This is a genomic window from Parcubacteria group bacterium CG10_big_fil_rev_8_21_14_0_10_36_14 (assembly GCA_002772895.1).
Taxonomy (GTDB): Bacteria; Patescibacteriota; Patescibacteriia.
On record PFCS01000017.1, the window covers coordinates 2,262 to 19,314 of the forward strand.

21 protein-coding genes and 1 pseudogene (1 of these 22 running past the window's edge) are annotated in these 17,053 nt (G+C 36.3%); 19 read left to right on the forward strand and 3 right to left on the reverse strand.

Features of this window, described 5'->3' with window-relative positions; genetic code table 11:
* Positions 1-225 (forward strand): annotated as a pseudogene (locus COU51_01220) (hypothetical protein) (it extends 57 nt beyond the left edge of the window).
* Between the two features lie 62 nt (positions 226-287).
* On the opposite strand, the gene COU51_01225 reads toward COU51_01220, so the two are convergent.
* The gene (locus COU51_01225) at positions 288-1,247 is read right to left on the reverse strand and encodes a hypothetical protein (protein ID PIR66909.1); all 960 of its coding nucleotides are present in this window, start codon (positions 1,245-1,247) and stop codon (positions 288-290) included.
* A gap of 115 nt (positions 1,248-1,362) precedes the next feature.
* On the opposite strand from COU51_01225, the gene COU51_01230 reads away from it, so the two are divergent.
* The 3 genes from COU51_01230 to COU51_01240 are packed head-to-tail and all read left to right on the forward strand — an operon-like array spanning position 1,363 to position 3,257.
* Complete coding sequence (locus COU51_01230; GenBank protein ID PIR66910.1) at positions 1,363-2,013, forward strand: hypothetical protein; 651 nt, start codon at positions 1,363-1,365, stop codon at positions 2,011-2,013.
* Between the two features lie 16 nt (positions 2,014-2,029).
* Positions 2,030-2,359 (forward strand): hypothetical protein, encoded by a 330-nt coding sequence (locus COU51_01235; protein PIR66911.1) that lies wholly within the window; start codon positions 2,030-2,032, stop codon positions 2,357-2,359.
* 40 nt (positions 2,360-2,399) lie between these two features.
* The gene (locus COU51_01240; protein PIR66912.1) at positions 2,400-3,257 is read left to right on the forward strand and encodes a hydrolase TatD; all 858 of its coding nucleotides are present in this window, start codon (positions 2,400-2,402) and stop codon (positions 3,255-3,257) included.
* Positions 3,258-3,279: 22 nt separating this feature from the next.
* Here the strand turns inward: COU51_01240 and COU51_01245 are convergent, their stop codons facing one another.
* Positions 3,280-4,065 (reverse strand): hypothetical protein, encoded by a 786-nt coding sequence (locus tag COU51_01245; GenBank protein PIR66913.1) that lies wholly within the window; start codon positions 4,063-4,065, stop codon positions 3,280-3,282.
* A 131-nt stretch (positions 4,066-4,196) separates the two neighbouring features.
* Here COU51_01245 and COU51_01250 point away from each other — a divergent pair, with 131 nt between their 5' ends.
* The 7 genes from COU51_01250 to atpG all read left to right on the forward strand — a co-directional run bounded on the left by COU51_01250 (position 4,197) and on the right by atpG (position 9,052).
* Positions 4,197-4,457, forward strand: coding sequence for a hypothetical protein (locus COU51_01250; protein ID PIR66914.1), 261 nt, complete (start codon positions 4,197-4,199; stop codon positions 4,455-4,457).
* 56 nt (positions 4,458-4,513) lie between these two features.
* The gene (gene atpB / locus COU51_01255) at positions 4,514-5,260 is read left to right on the forward strand and encodes an ATP synthase F0 subunit A (protein PIR66915.1); all 747 of its coding nucleotides are present in this window, start codon (positions 4,514-4,516) and stop codon (positions 5,258-5,260) included.
* 186 nt (positions 5,261-5,446) lie between these two features.
* Positions 5,447-5,650 (forward strand): ATP synthase F0 subunit C, encoded by a 204-nt coding sequence (gene atpE / locus COU51_01260; GenBank protein PIR66947.1) that lies wholly within the window; start codon positions 5,447-5,449, stop codon positions 5,648-5,650.
* 62 nt (positions 5,651-5,712) lie between these two features.
* Positions 5,713-6,207 (forward strand): ATP synthase F0 subunit B, encoded by a 495-nt coding sequence (gene atpF / locus COU51_01265; protein ID PIR66916.1) that lies wholly within the window; start codon positions 5,713-5,715, stop codon positions 6,205-6,207.
* A 2-nt stretch (positions 6,208-6,209) separates the two neighbouring features.
* Positions 6,210-6,593 (forward strand): ATP synthase F1 subunit delta, encoded by a 384-nt coding sequence (atpH, locus tag COU51_01270; protein ID PIR66917.1) that lies wholly within the window; start codon positions 6,210-6,212, stop codon positions 6,591-6,593.
* 4 nt (positions 6,594-6,597) lie between these two features.
* Entirely contained in the window at positions 6,598-8,094 is a 1,497-nt protein-coding gene (locus COU51_01275; protein ID PIR66918.1) for a F0F1 ATP synthase subunit alpha, read from the forward strand.
* 52 nt (positions 8,095-8,146) lie between these two features.
* Positions 8,147-9,052, forward strand: a complete 906-nt coding sequence (atpG, locus tag COU51_01280; GenBank protein PIR66919.1) for an ATP synthase F1 subunit gamma — start codon at positions 8,147-8,149, stop codon at positions 9,050-9,052.
* Between the two features lie 147 nt (positions 9,053-9,199).
* On the opposite strand, the gene COU51_01285 is transcribed toward atpG, so the two are convergent.
* Positions 9,200-9,445 carry a hypothetical protein gene (locus COU51_01285; protein ID PIR66920.1) on the reverse strand — a complete coding sequence of 82 codons (246 nt, stop codon included), beginning with the start codon at positions 9,443-9,445 and terminating at the stop codon, positions 9,200-9,202.
* A gap of 143 nt (positions 9,446-9,588) precedes the next feature.
* Between COU51_01285 and atpD the strand changes: the two genes are divergently transcribed.
* The 8 genes from atpD (at position 9,589) to COU51_01325 (ending at position 16,996) form a co-directional block, all read left to right on the forward strand.
* Complete coding sequence (gene atpD / locus COU51_01290; protein PIR66921.1) at positions 9,589-10,992, forward strand: F0F1 ATP synthase subunit beta; 1,404 nt, start codon at positions 9,589-9,591, stop codon at positions 10,990-10,992.
* Between the two features lie 72 nt (positions 10,993-11,064).
* A complete protein-coding gene (atpC, locus tag COU51_01295; protein ID PIR66922.1) occupies positions 11,065-11,499 on the forward strand; it encodes an ATP synthase F1 subunit epsilon in 435 nt (144 codons plus the stop codon).
* 69 nt (positions 11,500-11,568) lie between these two features.
* On the forward strand, positions 11,569-11,943 hold the full coding sequence (locus tag COU51_01300) for a hypothetical protein (GenBank protein PIR66923.1): 375 nt from the start codon (positions 11,569-11,571) through the stop codon (positions 11,941-11,943).
* A 15-nt stretch (positions 11,944-11,958) separates the two neighbouring features.
* The gene (locus tag COU51_01305; GenBank protein ID PIR66924.1) at positions 11,959-12,189 is read left to right on the forward strand and encodes a hypothetical protein; all 231 of its coding nucleotides are present in this window, start codon (positions 11,959-11,961) and stop codon (positions 12,187-12,189) included.
* The gene (locus COU51_01310; GenBank protein ID PIR66925.1) at positions 12,186-12,869 is read left to right on the forward strand and encodes an endonuclease; all 684 of its coding nucleotides are present in this window, start codon (positions 12,186-12,188) and stop codon (positions 12,867-12,869) included. The genes COU51_01305 and COU51_01310 overlap by 4 nt, the downstream gene beginning before the upstream one ends.
* A 422-nt stretch (positions 12,870-13,291) precedes the next feature.
* Positions 13,292-16,213, forward strand: coding sequence for a hypothetical protein (locus COU51_01315; GenBank protein ID PIR66926.1), 2,922 nt, complete (start codon positions 13,292-13,294; stop codon positions 16,211-16,213).
* Between the two features lie 26 nt (positions 16,214-16,239).
* Positions 16,240-16,533: a hypothetical protein gene (locus COU51_01320; protein PIR66927.1), complete on the forward strand. Its 294-nt coding sequence runs from the start codon at positions 16,240-16,242 to the stop codon at positions 16,531-16,533.
* A gap of 103 nt (positions 16,534-16,636) precedes the next feature.
* Positions 16,637-16,996: a hypothetical protein gene (locus COU51_01325; GenBank protein PIR66928.1), complete on the forward strand. Its 360-nt coding sequence runs from the start codon at positions 16,637-16,639 to the stop codon at positions 16,994-16,996.
* Positions 16,997-17,053: the final 57 nt, after the last annotated feature.

Consider the following 17,053-nt stretch of genomic DNA (forward strand, 5'->3'; position numbering starts at 1 on the left):
GTAGTGAAGCATTTCCGCTGTCTTGGTATCAAGACATCAAAGCAAAACAATTTTCAAATCCTTTTAAGAAAAATTTGGCGGGCTGGCATTAAAAAATTGAAAGAAAGTTGTTTTGCTTTGCTCGTCGAAGTTCGGCGGACGGAAACGCGGAGCGGAGTTAATCAAGCATTTTTCGTTCAAAATAGGTTCGAGCTTCGTTCAACAATTGCGATAAAAAAATCTTAACAGAAGTGTTTTTTATAAATTAAAAAGCCGCTTCTCAAATGAGAAACGGCAATAAAATAAAGTTACTTCTTCTTTTTGAATAGTGATGACTCGGGGGGAATCTGACGCTCCTGCTCATATTCCTTAACCCCAAGAACTTCTACTTCAAACCAAGGACGCAACGAATCTGTGAAAACAGACCGCAAAAAAGGAACGTTTAGAAATACATCATTCACAAGATCGATCAAACTTCCAACCCTTCCCTCCAAAAGCTTAATAGTAAATCTAAGATCATGGATACGTTCATCCAAGCATTTTGCCATTGGGCTGAGCTTAATAACCGGTAATTCTACTTGGGCGATACTAAGCCCTCGTCTGCCAAGAGATGCCTGCGTTTCTGCTCTGAAGATATTCCATGCCATAAGCGGAACGAGCAAATCCATATCCTTGTAGATTTTCATCGCAAGGATTGAGCGTAAAACACCGGACGGGTCACCTAGAAAGTGAGGCCTAACTGCAAAGATTCCGGCATTCAAATTAGTGAAGGCTCCAAAGATATGTTGATCACATCTGCTCATTGCATAGCTAATAAAAATATCAACCATCAGCGCTTTGCGGACTTCTTCGTTATCCGTCAAAAAACCTTCAAGCGACTTCTTGTTATCAATATGCAAAATTTTTGGAGTTCCGAGGATGAGATTGTTCGGCAACGTTCGCGCTTTGTCTACAAATTGAGTAAAGTGCCTGGTGTCATACCTGAGCATAGCGGTATTGAAGACAACGATATCAAAGTCATCTTCAAAAATAACTTGAGACAGAAGGCTAAAAGCCCTGCGCATCAACTTATCTCCGCGTCTAAACGGCACCTTAATATCAAAAAAACCGGAATGAAAAGCCAAGTCAGCCATCTCGTCGTCTTCTTCAGAAAACGAAATTGCAGTCAAGGCATTTTTGTATTTTGCTAGGATAGCGCGTCTATATTCACCAACTCGATGAACTGTAGCTTCGGTCGGAAAAAAAAGAAAAACAGGTCTCTTTTGCATCGCACCCTCCGGATCTGCGTTGTAATGAACATCAACATAGAATTTAGCAGAAATTTTAATATTTGTCAAATATTTGATATAAGATATAATATAGAATTAACGTCATATATTTTATATGAAAAAGATAAATTTTTTAACTTCTGACGGAGTAAAGATTGTTGGAAACTGGTTTCCTGTAGAAAATGTAAAAAAATATGCCGTTCTGCTTCATATGAGACCGGCAACAAAAGAGTCCTGGGACGAGTTTGCAAAGAAGCTGGTTGAAGCAGAGATATCCGCTTTGGCGATTGATTTGCGCGGGCATGGCGAAAGCATTAAACAAAATGGGGTAAAAATAGATTACAAAAATTTTCCAGACGGAAGTCATGCTGATTGTAAAAAAGACGTAGATGCAACAATAAATCGGTTAAGAGAAGCAGGAGCTTCTGACGAAGATATAGTACTTATAGGAGGCTCTATTGGCGCTAACCTGGCTATAGACGGGATGTCGCGTTATTCAAAAATAAAAAAAGGAGTGGCGCTTTCGCCTGGTATTGAATTTTTGGGCATATCAACCGAAGATGCAGTGAAAAATTTATCAATAAAACAAAAATTATTTATGGTTGCTTCGGCTGATGATACCTATTCATATGATTCTGTAAAAAAATTGCACGGGTTGAATCCTGATTCAACAGAGATTGAGTTGTATGATACCACAGGGCATGCTACAAAAATGTTTGCTTCCGAGCCGGAGCTGATGGAAAAATTAATAAATTGGTTAAAATAAAAATTAATAAAAAAATATGGAGTTCAATGATTACCAACAAAAATCAAGAAAAACCGCTATTTATCCCGATCTGGGCAACAATCATATCTATCCTACGCTTGGACTAATGGGAGAAGCAGGAGAAATCGCGGAAAAAGTAAAAAAAATAATGCGAGATGACGGCGGACTGATAAGTGAAGAAAAAAAAGAACTTCTTTCAAAAGAGCTGGGAGATGTTTTATGGTATTTAACTCAACTGGCAACAGAATTTAATCTTTCGTTGGATGAAATCGCAAATCAAAATATAGAAAAATTGTATTCCAGAATGGAGCGCAACCAGCTTCACGGATCGGGAGATAATAGATAAATGTTAAATGACGAATAAATAATCATATCACTTACACGCTATGCTAATAGATACCCACGCCCACTTAAACTTTAGTGCATATAAAGATGACCTCGACGAAGTAATAGACAGAACCTTGGAAAACAACACCTGGGTTATTAATGTTGGTTCGCAAAGCACAACCAGCGAACGCGCGGTCGGAATAGCAAATAAATATGAAGAGGGGATTTATGCTGCCGTGGGACTCCACCCGACTCATCTTTTTTCAGTGCATATTGATGAAAGCGAAGTTGATGTAAAATTTAAAAGCAGAGCCGAAGATTGGGATTACGAATTCTATAAAAAACTGGCGCAAGATAAGAAGGTAGTTGCAATTGGAGAAATGGGGTTGGACTACAATTTTATTCCGGATAATGTGGATAGAAAAACCGCAGAAAAAAAACAGCAAGAAGTTTTTCGCAAAGGGTTGGATTTGGCCGATGAGTTGGATTTGCCAATTATTATCCACAACCGCGACGTGCATGATGAAATTATCCCAATCCTAAACGAATATGTTAAAAATGGCAAATTAAAACGGCGGGGCGTAATCCATTGCTATACCGGTGGATGGCAAGACGCTGAAAGATACATGGATTTAGGTTTTTTAATAGGTTTCACGGGAATAATAACTTTTAGCCCGCGCAAAAATAATGAGGCGCAACAAGAAAAAATCCTAGAGGTTGCTCGTAATATTCCTATGGATAAATTTATGATAGAAACCGATTGTCCATATCTTACTCCGGAGCCAAACAGAGGAAAGCGCAATGAACCTCTTTTTGTGCGATATGTTATGGAAAAAATAGCTGAAATAAAAAAAGTTACTTTTGATGAGATAATAAATGTTTCCACAAAAACAGCAAGAGATTTTTTTAAAATTTAAAATTCCTGCCTTTTGGCAGGAATTATTTTTTTGGCAAGAGATCTTTTAAAAGATCTCTTTTCTTTTCCAGAAGCTCTTTTAAATGCGATATCTCTATGTGCCAGGTAAACGAGTTCCTCAGCTGTTGCATTTGTCCGTTTCGGCTCAAAATCCCTACAACTTCTCCATTAAAATTAAAAATCGGGGCTCCGCTCATTCCGGGGAGAGTGTGCATATCCGATCCGGTCATAATAGTGTCCAAACCATCAGACAAAGAGTAAAAGCGCGTATGCATCAAAACGTGACCAAAAGATATCTTATCGCTATAATCCATGAATCCATCCTTATCAAATATTTTACCAAAGTCATTTAGCAACGTCCGTCCGATAGTAAAAATCGGTTCGCCTGATTTTTGCACATTTTTAGCAACTTTTACCGTGCTTCTAAAGCGATGGCCAATGTAGAGAATTGATAAATCATCTTTTTCGGAATTTACTTCAAATAAAACTTCTTTTACAATCGGCCTGCCATGTTCATTAAATCTAATAAATTTTGACGCCACGTTTTTATCTCTTAAAACGTGATAAGCTGTGAGAACCAGCCCTTTCTCATCTATAATTACCCCAGTACCGAAAGTGACAATACTGCCAGATAAATTATTACCATAGACAAAGACTATATTTTTTCTGTTTTCTTCAACTTTTTGAAGCGCGATTTCATGTTTGCAATACACGGTATTTGCTGTGTGCACATATCGCGTTTCTCTAATAATTCTTGTACATCCACAGAAAAATAGGGCTAAACTTACAAGAAAAAGTACATACCTCATGGCGATCTCCTTTTTTGAACGAACTCCTTATTAAACATTACCAAATACCACTAAAAGTAGCAATTTTTTAGGCACTTGATATATTTATAAATATTTGCTAAACTATGAAGCGTTAGTGTATATAAAAAAATATGACAAAAAATAACGGTATGTGGCAGGCGTTATCGCTTGCCGGTCAGCTTGGTTATACAATTGCTGTACCTCTGGTCATATTAGCTTTAATCGGAAGGTTTTTTGATAGAAAATATGACAGTTCGCCATGGTTTTTACTGGGAGGTATTTTTTTATCTTTGATTATTACAAGTATTTGGATTACAAAAAAATCAATGTTAATAATGAGAGATATAACTGAAGATCTAAAAAAAAACAAAACGAAAGTCTCGCAAAGTTAGCAGAAAATAACGAAAAAATTACTCGTAATTCGTAATTAATAAGTCATAATTGGATTATGCACATAAGTTTGGCCGCTGAACCAATGTTTAAAATCGGCAGTTTCATAGTTACAAATACACTTATAATGTCAGTTATTATTTCAATAGGTTTAATAGCGCTTGCTTTGATTTTACAAAAAAAAATGCAAGAAAAACCAAGAGGACTGCAAAACCTTATAGAACTCTTAGTAGAAAAACTTCTAAATTTTATGGAATCCGTAACTCAAGATCGTCGCCAAGCGGTAAAATTTTTTCCAATTGTGGCGACGATCTTTGTTTTTGTAATTCTTTCCAATTGGTTGGAGATCGTACCGGGCTTGGGAACGATTGGTTTAAAAGAAATGGTTCATGGAGAAGCGATCATTATCCCTTTTATTCGGTCTTCATCGGCAGACTTAAATTTAACATTAGCTATTGCTATCATTTCTGTCGTTGCGACGCAAATATTTGGCATCATGGCAATCGGATTTTTCAAGCATTGGGGAAAATTCATTAGTTTTAAGGGTCCAATTGAATTTTTTGTAGGACTATTGGAACTGATATCCGAAGTGGCAAAAATGATTTCTTTTTCATTTCGGTTATTTGGTAATATTTTTGCGGGTGAAGTTCTATTGACAGTTGTGTTATTTTTGGTACCCTATATAGTGCCTTTGCCTTTCCTATTTTTAGAGATATTTGTCGGGTTTGTGCAGGCTTTGGTGTTTGCAATGCTTACATTAGTATTTTTGAAAATGGCAACAGTTTCTCATGATGAGCAACATTAATAGTGCGTTTCTCTACGCAGGTTAAAGATATATTATTTAACCCTGTGGAGAAATACATTAATAATTAATTATATCCGAAGGCCGACGTTAAAAATCAAACTACCGTCGAATGCAGTAGGATAAAAGCGTATGGAAAACGAAGTGGTACAGCAAGCAGCCGGTTTGAGCCTTGAGGCTATAAAATCCATGGCAGCGGCATTTACAATCACCATTGGCGCATTTGCGCCAGCTTTGGCAATTGGTAAATTAGCGGCAAAAGCTATGGAAGCCATCGGCAGAAATCCGGAAGCTGCTCCAAAAATCCAAACAGCAATGATTTTATCAATTGCGTTTGCGGAAGCTATCGCGATTTATGCATTGGTTATCGCTTTGATAATCAAATTTGTTTAAGGTAAGACTCTCGGCGGCAAATTTTGCCGCCCCAAGCTTTGACTTAAATAACTATATAATATATGGAAAGTTTACTAGACAAATTAGGCGTTGATTGGAAGCTTTTATTAGCTCAAGCCATTAACTTTTTAATTCTTTTGGCTATTTTATATAAATTTTTATACAAGCCGGTTTTAAAAACTTTGCACGATAGAGAAGAAAAAATTGATAACAGTCTAAAACAGGCTGAGAGAATAGAAGAAAACTTATTCAAAAGTGAGGCTGAGAAAGCAAAGATCATCGCAGAAGCCAGGAATGAAGCGGGGAGAATTATTGCCGAAGGAAAAGATACTTCCGATAAAATGCGGGACGAGCTTGTTAATACGGCAAAAATTGAAGCTACGAATGCCTTAGAACAAGGTAAAAAACAATTGGCTATAGAAAAAGAACAGATGTTTAAAGAATTGAAAGGCGAAGTTGCCGATATGGTCACAGTAGCAACAGAAAAAATATTACGTAATAAAATAGATGGAAATTTGGACAAAAAAACTATTGAAGAAAACATAAAGGAATTATAAATATGAAGAATGGTGATAAAATTTACGCTATTGCGCTTTATGAGGCGCTTCTAGGAAAAACCGGTATAGAAAATATTATCAATAATTTTTTAAAACTTTTAAAAGAAAAATCACAGCTTCATAGGATGGATAAAATAATTGTAGAATTTGAAAAAATATATAATGAAAAGAATAATATCGCAAAATTGAAAATAAAAAGCGCTTTTCCGTTAGATAGCCAGGTTGTGGATAAAATTGCAGAGGCTCTCAAACTAAAGAAATATGAATTGGAAACATCTATTGATAAAGAGCTTATTGGCGGATTTGTAGCCAAATATGGGGATACTTTAATCGATACAAGTATAAAAAATAACTTAAAAGAGTTGCATAATAAATTAATAAAATAAACATATGGATAAAAATGTAATTATTGATCAAATAAAAAAACAATTAGAAGATTTTAAGCCTTCGGCAGAAAGTCAAAAAATCGGTAACGTTTTGGAAGTTGCCGACGGCATTGTGCGTTTAGACGGACTTTCAGACTGTATGATGCAAGAAATGATTGATTTCGGAAACGATATCTATGGAGTGGTGCTAAACTTGGAAGATGGTGTTATTGGCGCAATGATTTTGGGTGATTTTGAACACATCAAAGAAGGGGATACGGCAAAAACAACCGGAAAAATTTTATCAGTACCAGTAGGCGAAGCGCTTATCGGAAGAGTTGTAAATCCATTGGGGGTACCTTTAGACGAAAAAGGAAAGATAGAAAGCGATAAATTTTATCCTGTAGAAAAAATTGCTCCAGGCGTTATCAGCCGTAAATCAGTAGATACACCCGTTCAAACAGGCATTAAAGCTATTGATGCTATGATACCGATTGGCAGAGGTCAGCGTGAACTTATTATCGGCGACCGCCAGACAGGAAAAACCGCTATTGCTATTGATGCGATTATCAATCAAAAAGGCAAGGATATGATTTGTATTTATGTAGCAATCGGCCAAAAAGAATCAAAAGTAGCGCGAATTAAGGCAAAATTGGAAGAAGTTGGCGCAATGGAACATACAATTATTGTTGTAGCTGGAGCATCAGATCCAGCATCTCTTTCATATATCGCGCCTTATTCCGGATGCGCTATGGGAGAATATTTTATGGATCAAGGAAAAGATGTGCTTGTTATTTATGATGATTTATCAAAGCAAGCCTGGGCATACCGCGAAATTTCGCTTTTACTTCGCCGTCCACCAGGACGTGAAGCATATCCTGGAGATGTATTCTATCTTCATTCACGTCTTTTAGAACGAGCTGCTAAACTTTCTGACGCAGAAGGCGGTGGCTCATTAACAGCGTTGCCTATTATAGAAACACAGGAAGGCGATGTATCGGCATATATTCCAACAAATGTTATTTCCATTACAGATGGACAAATTTATCTTGAAGGCGATTTATTTTACAAAGGTATCCGTCCGGCTCTAAATGTTGGGCTATCTGTCTCTCGTGTTGGTTCTGCAGCCCAAATAAAAGCCATGAAGCAGGTTGCCGGAAAATTACGTCTAACTCTTGCTCAGTTTAGAGAACTTGAAGCATTTGCACAATTCTCTAGCGACTTGGATGAAGCAACAAAACAACAAATTGAACGCGGAAGAAGAACAACAGAAATTTTGAAACAAGGACAATATGAGCCAATGTCAGTTGAAAACCAAGTTGCTATTATTTATGCGACAATAAACGGTTTTCTTGATGATGTAGAAATAGAAAGAGTAGGCGAGTGGGAAAGAAAATTCCACGAATTTTTGAATATGCAAAGAGGCCAACTTTTGGAAAAAATCAGAACGGAAAAGGCTTTATCTCAAGAATTGGAAGCAGAATTAAAACAAGCGATCGAAGATTTTAAAAGAACTATCTAATAATAGTTGCGAAGCGACATAATGTCTATCCGTAATTAGTAATTAATTTGCTATGCCAGCAGGAACAAAGGCGATAACACGCCGAATAAAATCTGTAACAAACACAAAAAAAATCACCAAAGCAATGGAGATGGTTTCTGTTGCCAAAATGAGACGCGCAACAGACAGTGTTTTAGCTACCAGGCCATACAGCAATTTAGCATGGCAAATAATAGGCAACATTAGCAAGAGCAAAAATAAAATTGCTCATCCATTATTAGAAAAGAGAAGTGGACAAGGAAAAATAATGGTAATACTAATCACTTCCGACAAAGGATTATGTGGAAGTTTCAATAGCCAGATGTTTCGAGAAATAAAAAAGTTTGTTTTGGATAATTCTGATAATAATAAAATTGATTTTGTGGTTGCAGGCAAGAGAGGCGAATTATTCGCTCTTCGGGAAAAAATGAATATTACCGCAACCTTTGAAGACTTATTAAATAAAACAAAGTTTACTGATATAAAACCAGTCGCAAAGCTTGCGATGAATAAGTTTGTTGATAAAACATACGACAAGGTCTATGTAGCTTACACGGATTATATTTCAACATTAAATCAAAAAGCTCGTGTAAGACAACTATTGCCGATTATTCAAGACGATAACCTTGGCGATATAGGAAAAAAAGATGAGACACCGGAACAGACCGAAGCGCAAAAGTCGTTAGATTATATTTTTGAACCGCAAAAAAAAGAATTATTAGAAATGTTATTGCCAAAAATAGTTGAAACGCAGATTTTTCAGGCAATTTTAGAATCGGTCGCATCAGAACATTCCGCAAGAATGGTAGCAATGAAAAACGCAACTGACGCTGCAAACGAAATGGTAGATGATTTAACGCTTACCTTTAATAAATTAAGGCAAGCCGGAATTACGAGAGAAATATCGGAGATATCGGCAGGAAAAGCGGCATTAGAATAAAAGTATAGTATAAAAATACGGCTCAATGGATATGAGCCGTAAAGCGAGAGTCACCGGGTTTTACACAGTTCATTATAACGTATCTTTTCTCAGTGCTTATAACTGCGAATTTCAAAATTACTTTTAGGTATTTTCCTCCTTTATTGGCTATACCTTCATAAAGTCAATTCTGAAAATCCTATAAGAAATGTTCTGACAATGAGGGCATTGCGCTTTCTTCTTATGCTTTAAGATGTAATTGAGCTTTCCGATATCAAGATCATTTTCTGTGAGCTCTCCGTCCGGAAGACGCATTGTGGCAAAGACATCTACGTCCCACAAACCTTCGCAACTATTGCATTTTAGTTTGACTGCTAAATGCACAGGTCTACTACCAAGCTTTTTTACTAGCATTTCACACCGCCCTTGTCCTATAAATAACCTTAACATAAAAAATTAATAATTGTGAATCAAAACTATGTAACATGTAATGCATAACACGTAACAATTAAAAATATTTAATTGTGTTATATGCACTTGTTACACATCAAATACTTATGAATGGAAAAATAAAACAAGTTATCGGTCCGGTTGTAGATGTAGAATTTCCTAAGTCCGTATCCGGCGAAAGAGGAGAGCTTCCAGCAATTTATACCGCACTAAAAACAAAAATACCAGGCGGTAAGACTTTGGTTTTAGAAACACAGCAACATTTGGGTGATGATGTTGTCCGTACAATAGCCATGTCATCAACTGACGGCTTAGTTCGTGGACAAGAAGTAGAAAATACTGAAAAGCCAATTTCTGTACCCGTAGGAAAAGAAACTTTAGGTAGAATGATCGATGTGACAGGTCAGCCAATTGACGGAAAAGGTGAAATCAAGACAGAAAAATCTTATCCAATCCACCGTCCGGCACCGAATTTTGCAGACCAATCAACTCAAACAGAAATTTTTGAAACAGGTATCAAAGTTGTAGATCTGATTTGTCCATTTATGAAAGGTGGAAAAGTAGGACTATTTGGCGGAGCCGGTGTAGGAAAAACTGTTGTGGTTATGGAGCTTATTAGAAATATTGCATCAGAACACGGCGGATATTCTGTTTTTGCCGGAGTAGGCGAAAGAACTCGTGAAGGAAATGACCTTTGGCATGAGATGAACGATTCTGGAGTTATTGATAAAACGGCACTTGTCTTCGGACAAATGAACGAACCTCCTGGAGCTCGCGCTCGCATAGCTCTAACAGGGCTTTCTTTGGCAGAGTACTTTCGTGACGAAGGCGGACAAGACGTTCTTTTCTTTGTTGATAATATTTTCCGTTTTACACAAGCAGGTTCAGAGGTATCTGCCTTGCTTGGACGTATTCCTTCAGCAGTGGGTTACCAACCGACGTTAGCAACAGAAATGGGACAAATGCAAGAGAGAATTACATCAACAAGCAAAGGCTCTGTCACATCCGTGCAAGCTGTCTATGTACCTGCTGACGATCTTACAGATCCGGCGCCAGCAACTACTTTTGCCCACTTAGACTCAACTGTTGTTTTGTCCCGCGGACTTACAGAACTTGGTATTTATCCTGCAGTCGACCCTCTTGATTCCAATTCTACAATTCTTGATCCAAAAATTGTAGGCGAAGAACACTATAACATTGCTCGCAGAGTACAAAAGGTTTTGCAAAGATACAAGGATTTGCAGGATATTATTGCTATTTTGGGAATGGAAGAATTATCCGAAAATGACAAACTTACTGTTTCTCGCGCAAGAAAAATTCAAAAATATTTATCACAACCTTTCTTTGTCGCAGAAACATTTACCGGAACTCCGGGAAAATATGTATCATTGGCTGACACTATTAGTGGATTTAAAAAGATTTTAGATGGAGAGTTGGACTATATTCCAGAACAGGCCTTTTATATGAAAGGTTCAATTGATGAAGTATTGGCAGAAGAAAAGAAAAAATAATATCGTACTTCTCCACAAGGTCGAACAATAATATTTTTCGACTAAGCAAAGCGTGTGGAGAAATACCTATGTATGTTAAATCTCAAAATAACAACTCCAGAAGGCGAGACATTCAATGATGTGGTAGATTCTATAACAATCCCTACAAAAATGGGTGAAATTACAATACTTCCAAACCACATTCCATTGGTTAGCGCAGTTATGCCGGGTGAAATTATCGCCAGAAAAAAAGATAAAGAAGAATATCTCTCTGTTTCTACGGGGTTTGTTGAGGTTTCAAATAATAATGTTACTCTTTTGGCAGATACTGCAGAAATGGTGGATACATTAGTTGAAGAAGAGATTTTACGAGCCAAAGAACGCGCAGAAAAACTTCTGACAGAAAAGAGACAAGAATCTGACGTTGCCTTTGCAGAAGTGGCAGCTATATTAGAACGAGAAGTGGTTAGACTAAAAGTTTATCGCCGTCGCAGACACGGTAACAAAAATTTAGAAATAAATAATTAATAAACAAGGATGTACACTATGTCTCACACATGTAAAAATATCGTAATTCATTGCATTGACTTCCGTTTGATGGATCAACTTTTTGATTGGTTGAAAAACGAACAAATGGTAGTGGATACTTGCGATGAAGTTGCGGTTGCAGGTTCAATAAAGGATTTGGTTCGTCCACAAAATCCAGGGGAAGCGGAATTTATTTTGAAGCAAATAGAGATATCTGCTCGCCTTCATAAGATAGAGCGGGTTATTATTATGAATCATACAGACTGCGGAGCTTATGGAGGAAAAAGCGCATTCAACGGAGACGAGGACGAGGAAAGAGGCCATCTGGAAGATATGAGAAAAGCTGGAGAAATAATAAAAAATAAGTGGACACATCTTGAGATAATGCTTGTGCTCGCCAACTTAAATCCTAACGGAAAGATAGACTTTAGAAAAATGGCATAGAAAAGGAGGCAAAGCGTGGCAAAAATCTACAGAGTTAGAATAGAAATTGTAACTTCACCATATCCGCTTATTAAATGTGAGAGTTGTCAACTGCGTTTCTTAGTTAAATTCTTTGATATATTGACTGAAGAAAAACCAAATGAGAACAATAGCATCACTCACGGTGAAACAATCATTGCCTGTCTGCATTGTGGGCATGAAAAAAGAGGAACTTTTAATAGTATCCCCGAAGCAAAAAAAAGATGAGCAAAATAACTAATCCCGATTATCCGGGATTTTATTTTTCTGCTACAGTTATATATATGAATATAAAGAAGGTGTACAAAAAATTATATGGTTATTTTGGTTCACAAGGGTGGTGGCCAATTTTTGATATAAAAATAGGGGAATGCAAATATAATTGCTCGGAAAATATAAAACAAAATAATAAATTTGAGATATGCATTGGCGCAATTCTAACACAAAATACTGCTTGGAAAAATGTAGAAAAAGCACTGGCAAATTTGTCGCCAGAAATATCGCCTGAAAAAATACTAACACATAAAAAATTAGAAAAAGTTATCCAGCCAGCAGGTTATTATAACCAAAAAGCAAAAAAGTTGCGCATATTTAGCAAGTGGTGGCTACAAAATAAAAAAGCAACCCGTGAAGAATTACTCGGACTTTGGGGTATTGGTCCAGAAACTGCTGATTCAATGTTGTTGTATGCCTTTAATCAACCAATTTTTGTTATTGATACCTACACAAAAAGATTATGCAAAGAGCTGGGTGTAGAATTTAAAGAATATGATGAATATCGTAAATTTTTTGAGTCGCAACTACCTCCTGACCCAAAACTTTTTAACGAATATCACGCGCTTATCGTCGCATGGGGCAAGCTATATACCAAAGACAAAGAAAAAGTAGTAAAAATAATCGCCTCATAACATATGAGGCGATTAAAAAAGAGTTTTAGCCAAAACTCTTTACAATGGAACGCGTACATCGCCACATTTTTCACATTGCTTGGTGCCAAAATAAAAATGAGCAAGTATCAATTAAAAAAGAACTATTATTAGCTCTTAATCTTTAGCTCTAATGAGCAAAAGAGGCACCCTATCATCTCCGACACTCAGTTTGGGTGTCGAACGAAACTTTCAGCCATCCTTTAGCTGTTCTTCAAAAAATTTTAGCAATGATATATAGTCATGAACATTGTCTGTATAAAGTCTATAATTTTCTGTTTCTACAACCAGTTTATAATCGGGATTAGACATCCTTCCCCCTCCTTGCTTTTGCTTACAATTTAGCATAAAATTAGAGAAGTACCAACAGACTATAAAAAAAGGAAGGAGCTATACTGCAATATATGTCAAACCTTTTGACCAAATTAAATTCCGAGCAAAAAGAGACTGTTTTACATACAAACGGCCCTCTTTTGATAATTGCCGGCGCAGGAACTGGCAAAACATTCGCATTAACTCAAAAAATTGCCTACTTAATTGAAAAAGGGCTGGCAAAGCCTGACGAAATATTAGCATTAACCTTTACCGACAAAGCCGCAGGAGAGATGGAGGAGCGCATAGACCGTCTACTTCCTTATGGTTATGTTGATTTATGGGTTTCTACATTTCATTCTTTCTGCGAACGCATTCTAAAAAATCATGGAACAGAAATTGGTCTTCCGGATTTTAAATTACTTTCTACAACAGATGCTTGGATGCTGATGCGGAAAAATTTTGCTAAGTTTGATTTGGATTATTATAGACCAATGGGAAACCCAACAAAATTTATTCATTCTCTTTTAACGCATTTTTCCCGCGCAAAAGATGAGATAATAACTCCACAAGAATATCTAAAGTATGCGGAAGATGCCAAACTTGATGGTGATAATACCGAATTAGTGGCAGAAGAAAAGAAAAAATTATTAGAGGTTGCAAGTGCTTATCATATATACAATCAGCTTTTACTGGATGAAGGAGCCTTAGACTTTGGCGACCTGATAAACTATACATACAAATTATTTAAAGAAAGAAAAGGCGTACTAAAAGAATATCAAAATAAATTTAAATATATTTTAGTTGATGAATTTCAGGATACAAATTTTGCTCAATACGAACTGATAAAATTGTTAGCAGAACCGAACAATAATCTAACTGTAGTTGGAGATGATGATCAGTCAATCTATCGTTTTCGTGGCGCGTCAATGAGTAATATCCTGACCTTTACAAAAGACTTTAAGGAGGCAAAGCGTGTAGTGCTTACAAAAAACTATCGCACAGGACAAAAAATATTGGACACTTCTTACGAATTTATAAAACAAAATAACCCAAATCGGCTTGAGGCAAGCTTGGACAATCTTTCAAAGAAACTCGTTTCACAAACAAAGAGTGAAGGCGAAGTGATTATAATAGAAGAATTGTCATTAGAGGAAGAGGTAGCTGGCGTAATGAAAAAAATAATAGAACTTAAGGAAAAAGACAAAGAAGCAACTTGGAGTGATTTCGGCATTCTCGTTCGAGCTAATGAGTCAGCCAGACCATTTATTCATCAGGCAGAAACATTAGGGTTGCCTTACGAATTTTTGGCTTCCCGCGGGCTTTATTCCAAACCGGTTATAAACTGGACTATCTCTTTTATCAAGCTCCTGGATAATTACAGGGAATCAAGCGCAATGCACTTAGTCCTCACAATGCCTCTATGGGGTCTTAGCGCTTATCAAATTGCAGACATAAGCTATCATGCCAAAAAGAGGTCTACATCGCTCTATGAGGCGTGTGAGCACGTCGAGCTATATGTAAAAGATGAGTTATTGATTTCAAAAATTAAAGAGATAGTTAGCTTTATAAATAAAAGCCGAGAAGAAGCAAAACATAAAAACCCTTCCCAAATAATTTATAGATTTTTGCAGGACTCCGGACTTCTAAAATATTTAACAGCACTTCCGGATGGCAAAGAAAAACGAAACAGCTTTGCCTACCTAAATAAATTTTATAAAAAAGTAAAAGAATTTGAGAAAATAAATGAAGACATAAATCTAAAAGATTATCTAGAAACTCTTAAAATGGAATTTGAAGCAGGGGAGCAGGGCTCTCTTCCATACGACCCGACAGAAGGCCCGGAAATGATAAAAATTATGACCGTTCACGGATCAAAGGGGTTGGAGTTTAAGTATGTTTTTATTGTTAGTTTGGTAGATAAGCGCTTTCCTTCCATAGAACACAAAGAAACAATCGCGCTTCCCAATGGACTCATAAAAGAAACATTACCCGAAGGCGATATCCACATAGAAGAAGAGCGCCGATTATTTTATGTTGCCTGTACTCGCGCCAAAGAAAAGTTATTTTTAACATGGGCAAAAGACTACGGCGGATCGCGGTTAAAAAAACCATCAAGATTTTTATATGAAACGGGGCTCGTGGAGGCAGAAAAACAAGAAAATACAAAAAGCAACAAGCAAAGCCTGGAGCTTAATGAGCAAAAACCAGTAACAGTTGATGAACACAAAAATTATCCATTACCAAAGCATTTTTCATATAGCCAGATAAAAGCTTTCCGCGCTTGTCCATATCAGTATGAATTGAGGTTTATATTGAATATTCCGACAGAAGCAGGATATCAGGCGTCTTTTGGTAGAAGTATACACAATACATTAGAAAAATTTCTTTTAATAATAAAAAATAACAATTCTTCCAGCCAGTCTGACTTATTTGGCGAAGAAGAAAAAAAAGTATTTCCATCATTAAAAGAATTAGAAAATATCTACAAGGCCGAATGGATAGATGAGTGGTATGAATCACGCGAAGATTCGGATATTCATAAAAAATCCGGTTGGCAAGCGTTAAAGATTTATTACGAAAAAATAAAAAATAATCTCCCAAAACCGCTGTTTCTAGAACAAGAATTTACTTTAAAATTTGGAGAGGATTCTTTTAGGGGTGTTATTGATAGAATTGATGACAATGGTAATAAAACAATAAACATCATTGACTACAAAACCGGAAGCGCGCCAAAAGACGGTAAACTGACATTAGACCATAAAGAACAACTTTTAATTTACAGTATGGCATCAAAACAGCTTTTAGATTTGGAAGCAAAAAATCTTATACTAAATTATATTACTGAAGAAAAAGAATTTTCTTTTGAAGCAACAGTAAAAGATATAGAAAAAATTCATGAACGGATTATAAATGACATAAAAAAAATAAAATCATTCAACTTTAAAGCAACGCCGGGTGAACATGAATGCAAATTTTGCGACTATAAAAATATCTGCGAATATCGTAAATAGCGCTTTAATTACTGAACGCCTTTATTATGACATTTTCAAAAATTGACGATTTAGTAAAAAACAGGATGAGGGAACGTGGCTATTCTCGCCAAATTGATGCAATAACGGTAATAAAAACAACCGAAGTTTTTTTTAAATCAAAGTTTCCGTCCTTTTATCATAAAATAAATCCCATTTCTTTTAAAAATGGAGTTCTGAGAATAGCATCCCTAAGTGCTCCAATTGCTTCGGAGCTAAAATTACACGAAAAAGAAATAATCAAATGTATTAATATCAAGCTTGAAAAAGAAGTTATCCAAAAGTTAAATTTTATCTTATAATCTTGCCAAAAACAGCTCTGCTTGCTACTATATAAGTATAAATATATAGAGTAAATCCGTGAATAGCCGTTGTTTTATGAATTTTCGCCAGTACATAATCTTAATGTCAATCAGCGCCGGACTCGCCTGGGCAACATGGGGCTTTGTTTTATTCGGAATCAGCCCGCATGAAGCAGGGTGGGGAATATTTTTTATCTTTTACATTAGTCTGCTCTTAGCCGTTTCTTGTTCCTTGGCTATTTTAGGACTTATAGTAAGGGTTTGGATTTTGAAAAAAGATAATACTCCGCACGAAGCAGGGAAGTCATTCAGACAGGCGATTTTGCTCGGAATACTCGTGATAGGATTACTTTATTTAGAAGGTAAGGGTATATTGAATTGGTGGGTGATACTACTTTTTATAGGAGCGCTTACCATGCTTGAATTCTTTTTAGTATCATATAAAAAGAGTTATAAGCAGTAAAAAAAATTATAAAACAATTTAAGGAGGCATTAGCATGCTTTTTTTGTTAAATTAAAC

Bases quoted from the DNA above. Each gene is read 5' to 3' on its own strand.
- COU51_01225 (PIR66909.1), bottom strand. From the start codon at position 1,247: ATGCAAAAGAGACCTGTTTTTCTTTTTTTTCCGACCGAAGCTACAGTT.
- COU51_01230 (PIR66910.1), top strand. From the start codon at position 1,363: ATGAAAAAGATAAATTTTTTAACTTCTGACGGAGTAAAGATTGTTGGA.
- COU51_01235 (PIR66911.1), top strand. From the start codon at position 2,030: ATGGAGTTCAATGATTACCAACAAAAATCAAGAAAAACCGCTATTTAT.
- COU51_01240 (PIR66912.1), top strand. From the start codon at position 2,400: ATGCTAATAGATACCCACGCCCACTTAAACTTTAGTGCATATAAAGAT.
- COU51_01245 (PIR66913.1), bottom strand. From the start codon at position 4,065: ATGAGGTATGTACTTTTTCTTGTAAGTTTAGCCCTATTTTTCTGTGGA.
- COU51_01250 (PIR66914.1), top strand. From the start codon at position 4,197: ATGACAAAAAATAACGGTATGTGGCAGGCGTTATCGCTTGCCGGTCAG.
- atpB (PIR66915.1), top strand. From the start codon at position 4,514: ATGCACATAAGTTTGGCCGCTGAACCAATGTTTAAAATCGGCAGTTTC.
- atpE (PIR66947.1), top strand. From the start codon at position 5,447: ATGGCAGCGGCATTTACAATCACCATTGGCGCATTTGCGCCAGCTTTG.
- atpF (PIR66916.1), top strand. From the start codon at position 5,713: ATGGAAAGTTTACTAGACAAATTAGGCGTTGATTGGAAGCTTTTATTA.
- atpH (PIR66917.1), top strand. From the start codon at position 6,210: ATGAAGAATGGTGATAAAATTTACGCTATTGCGCTTTATGAGGCGCTT.
- COU51_01275 (PIR66918.1), top strand. From the start codon at position 6,598: ATGGATAAAAATGTAATTATTGATCAAATAAAAAAACAATTAGAAGAT.
- atpG (PIR66919.1), top strand. From the start codon at position 8,147: ATGCCAGCAGGAACAAAGGCGATAACACGCCGAATAAAATCTGTAACA.
- COU51_01285 (PIR66920.1), bottom strand. From the start codon at position 9,445: ATGCTAGTAAAAAAGCTTGGTAGTAGACCTGTGCATTTAGCAGTCAAA.
- atpD (PIR66921.1), top strand. From the start codon at position 9,589: ATGAATGGAAAAATAAAACAAGTTATCGGTCCGGTTGTAGATGTAGAA.
- atpC (PIR66922.1), top strand. From the start codon at position 11,065: ATGTTAAATCTCAAAATAACAACTCCAGAAGGCGAGACATTCAATGAT.
- COU51_01300 (PIR66923.1), top strand. From the start codon at position 11,569: ATGGATCAACTTTTTGATTGGTTGAAAAACGAACAAATGGTAGTGGAT.
- COU51_01310 (PIR66925.1), top strand. From the start codon at position 12,186: ATGAGCAAAATAACTAATCCCGATTATCCGGGATTTTATTTTTCTGCT.
- COU51_01315 (PIR66926.1), top strand. From the start codon at position 13,292: ATGTCAAACCTTTTGACCAAATTAAATTCCGAGCAAAAAGAGACTGTT.
- COU51_01320 (PIR66927.1), top strand. From the start codon at position 16,240: ATGACATTTTCAAAAATTGACGATTTAGTAAAAAACAGGATGAGGGAA.
- COU51_01325 (PIR66928.1), top strand. From the start codon at position 16,637: ATGTCAATCAGCGCCGGACTCGCCTGGGCAACATGGGGCTTTGTTTTA.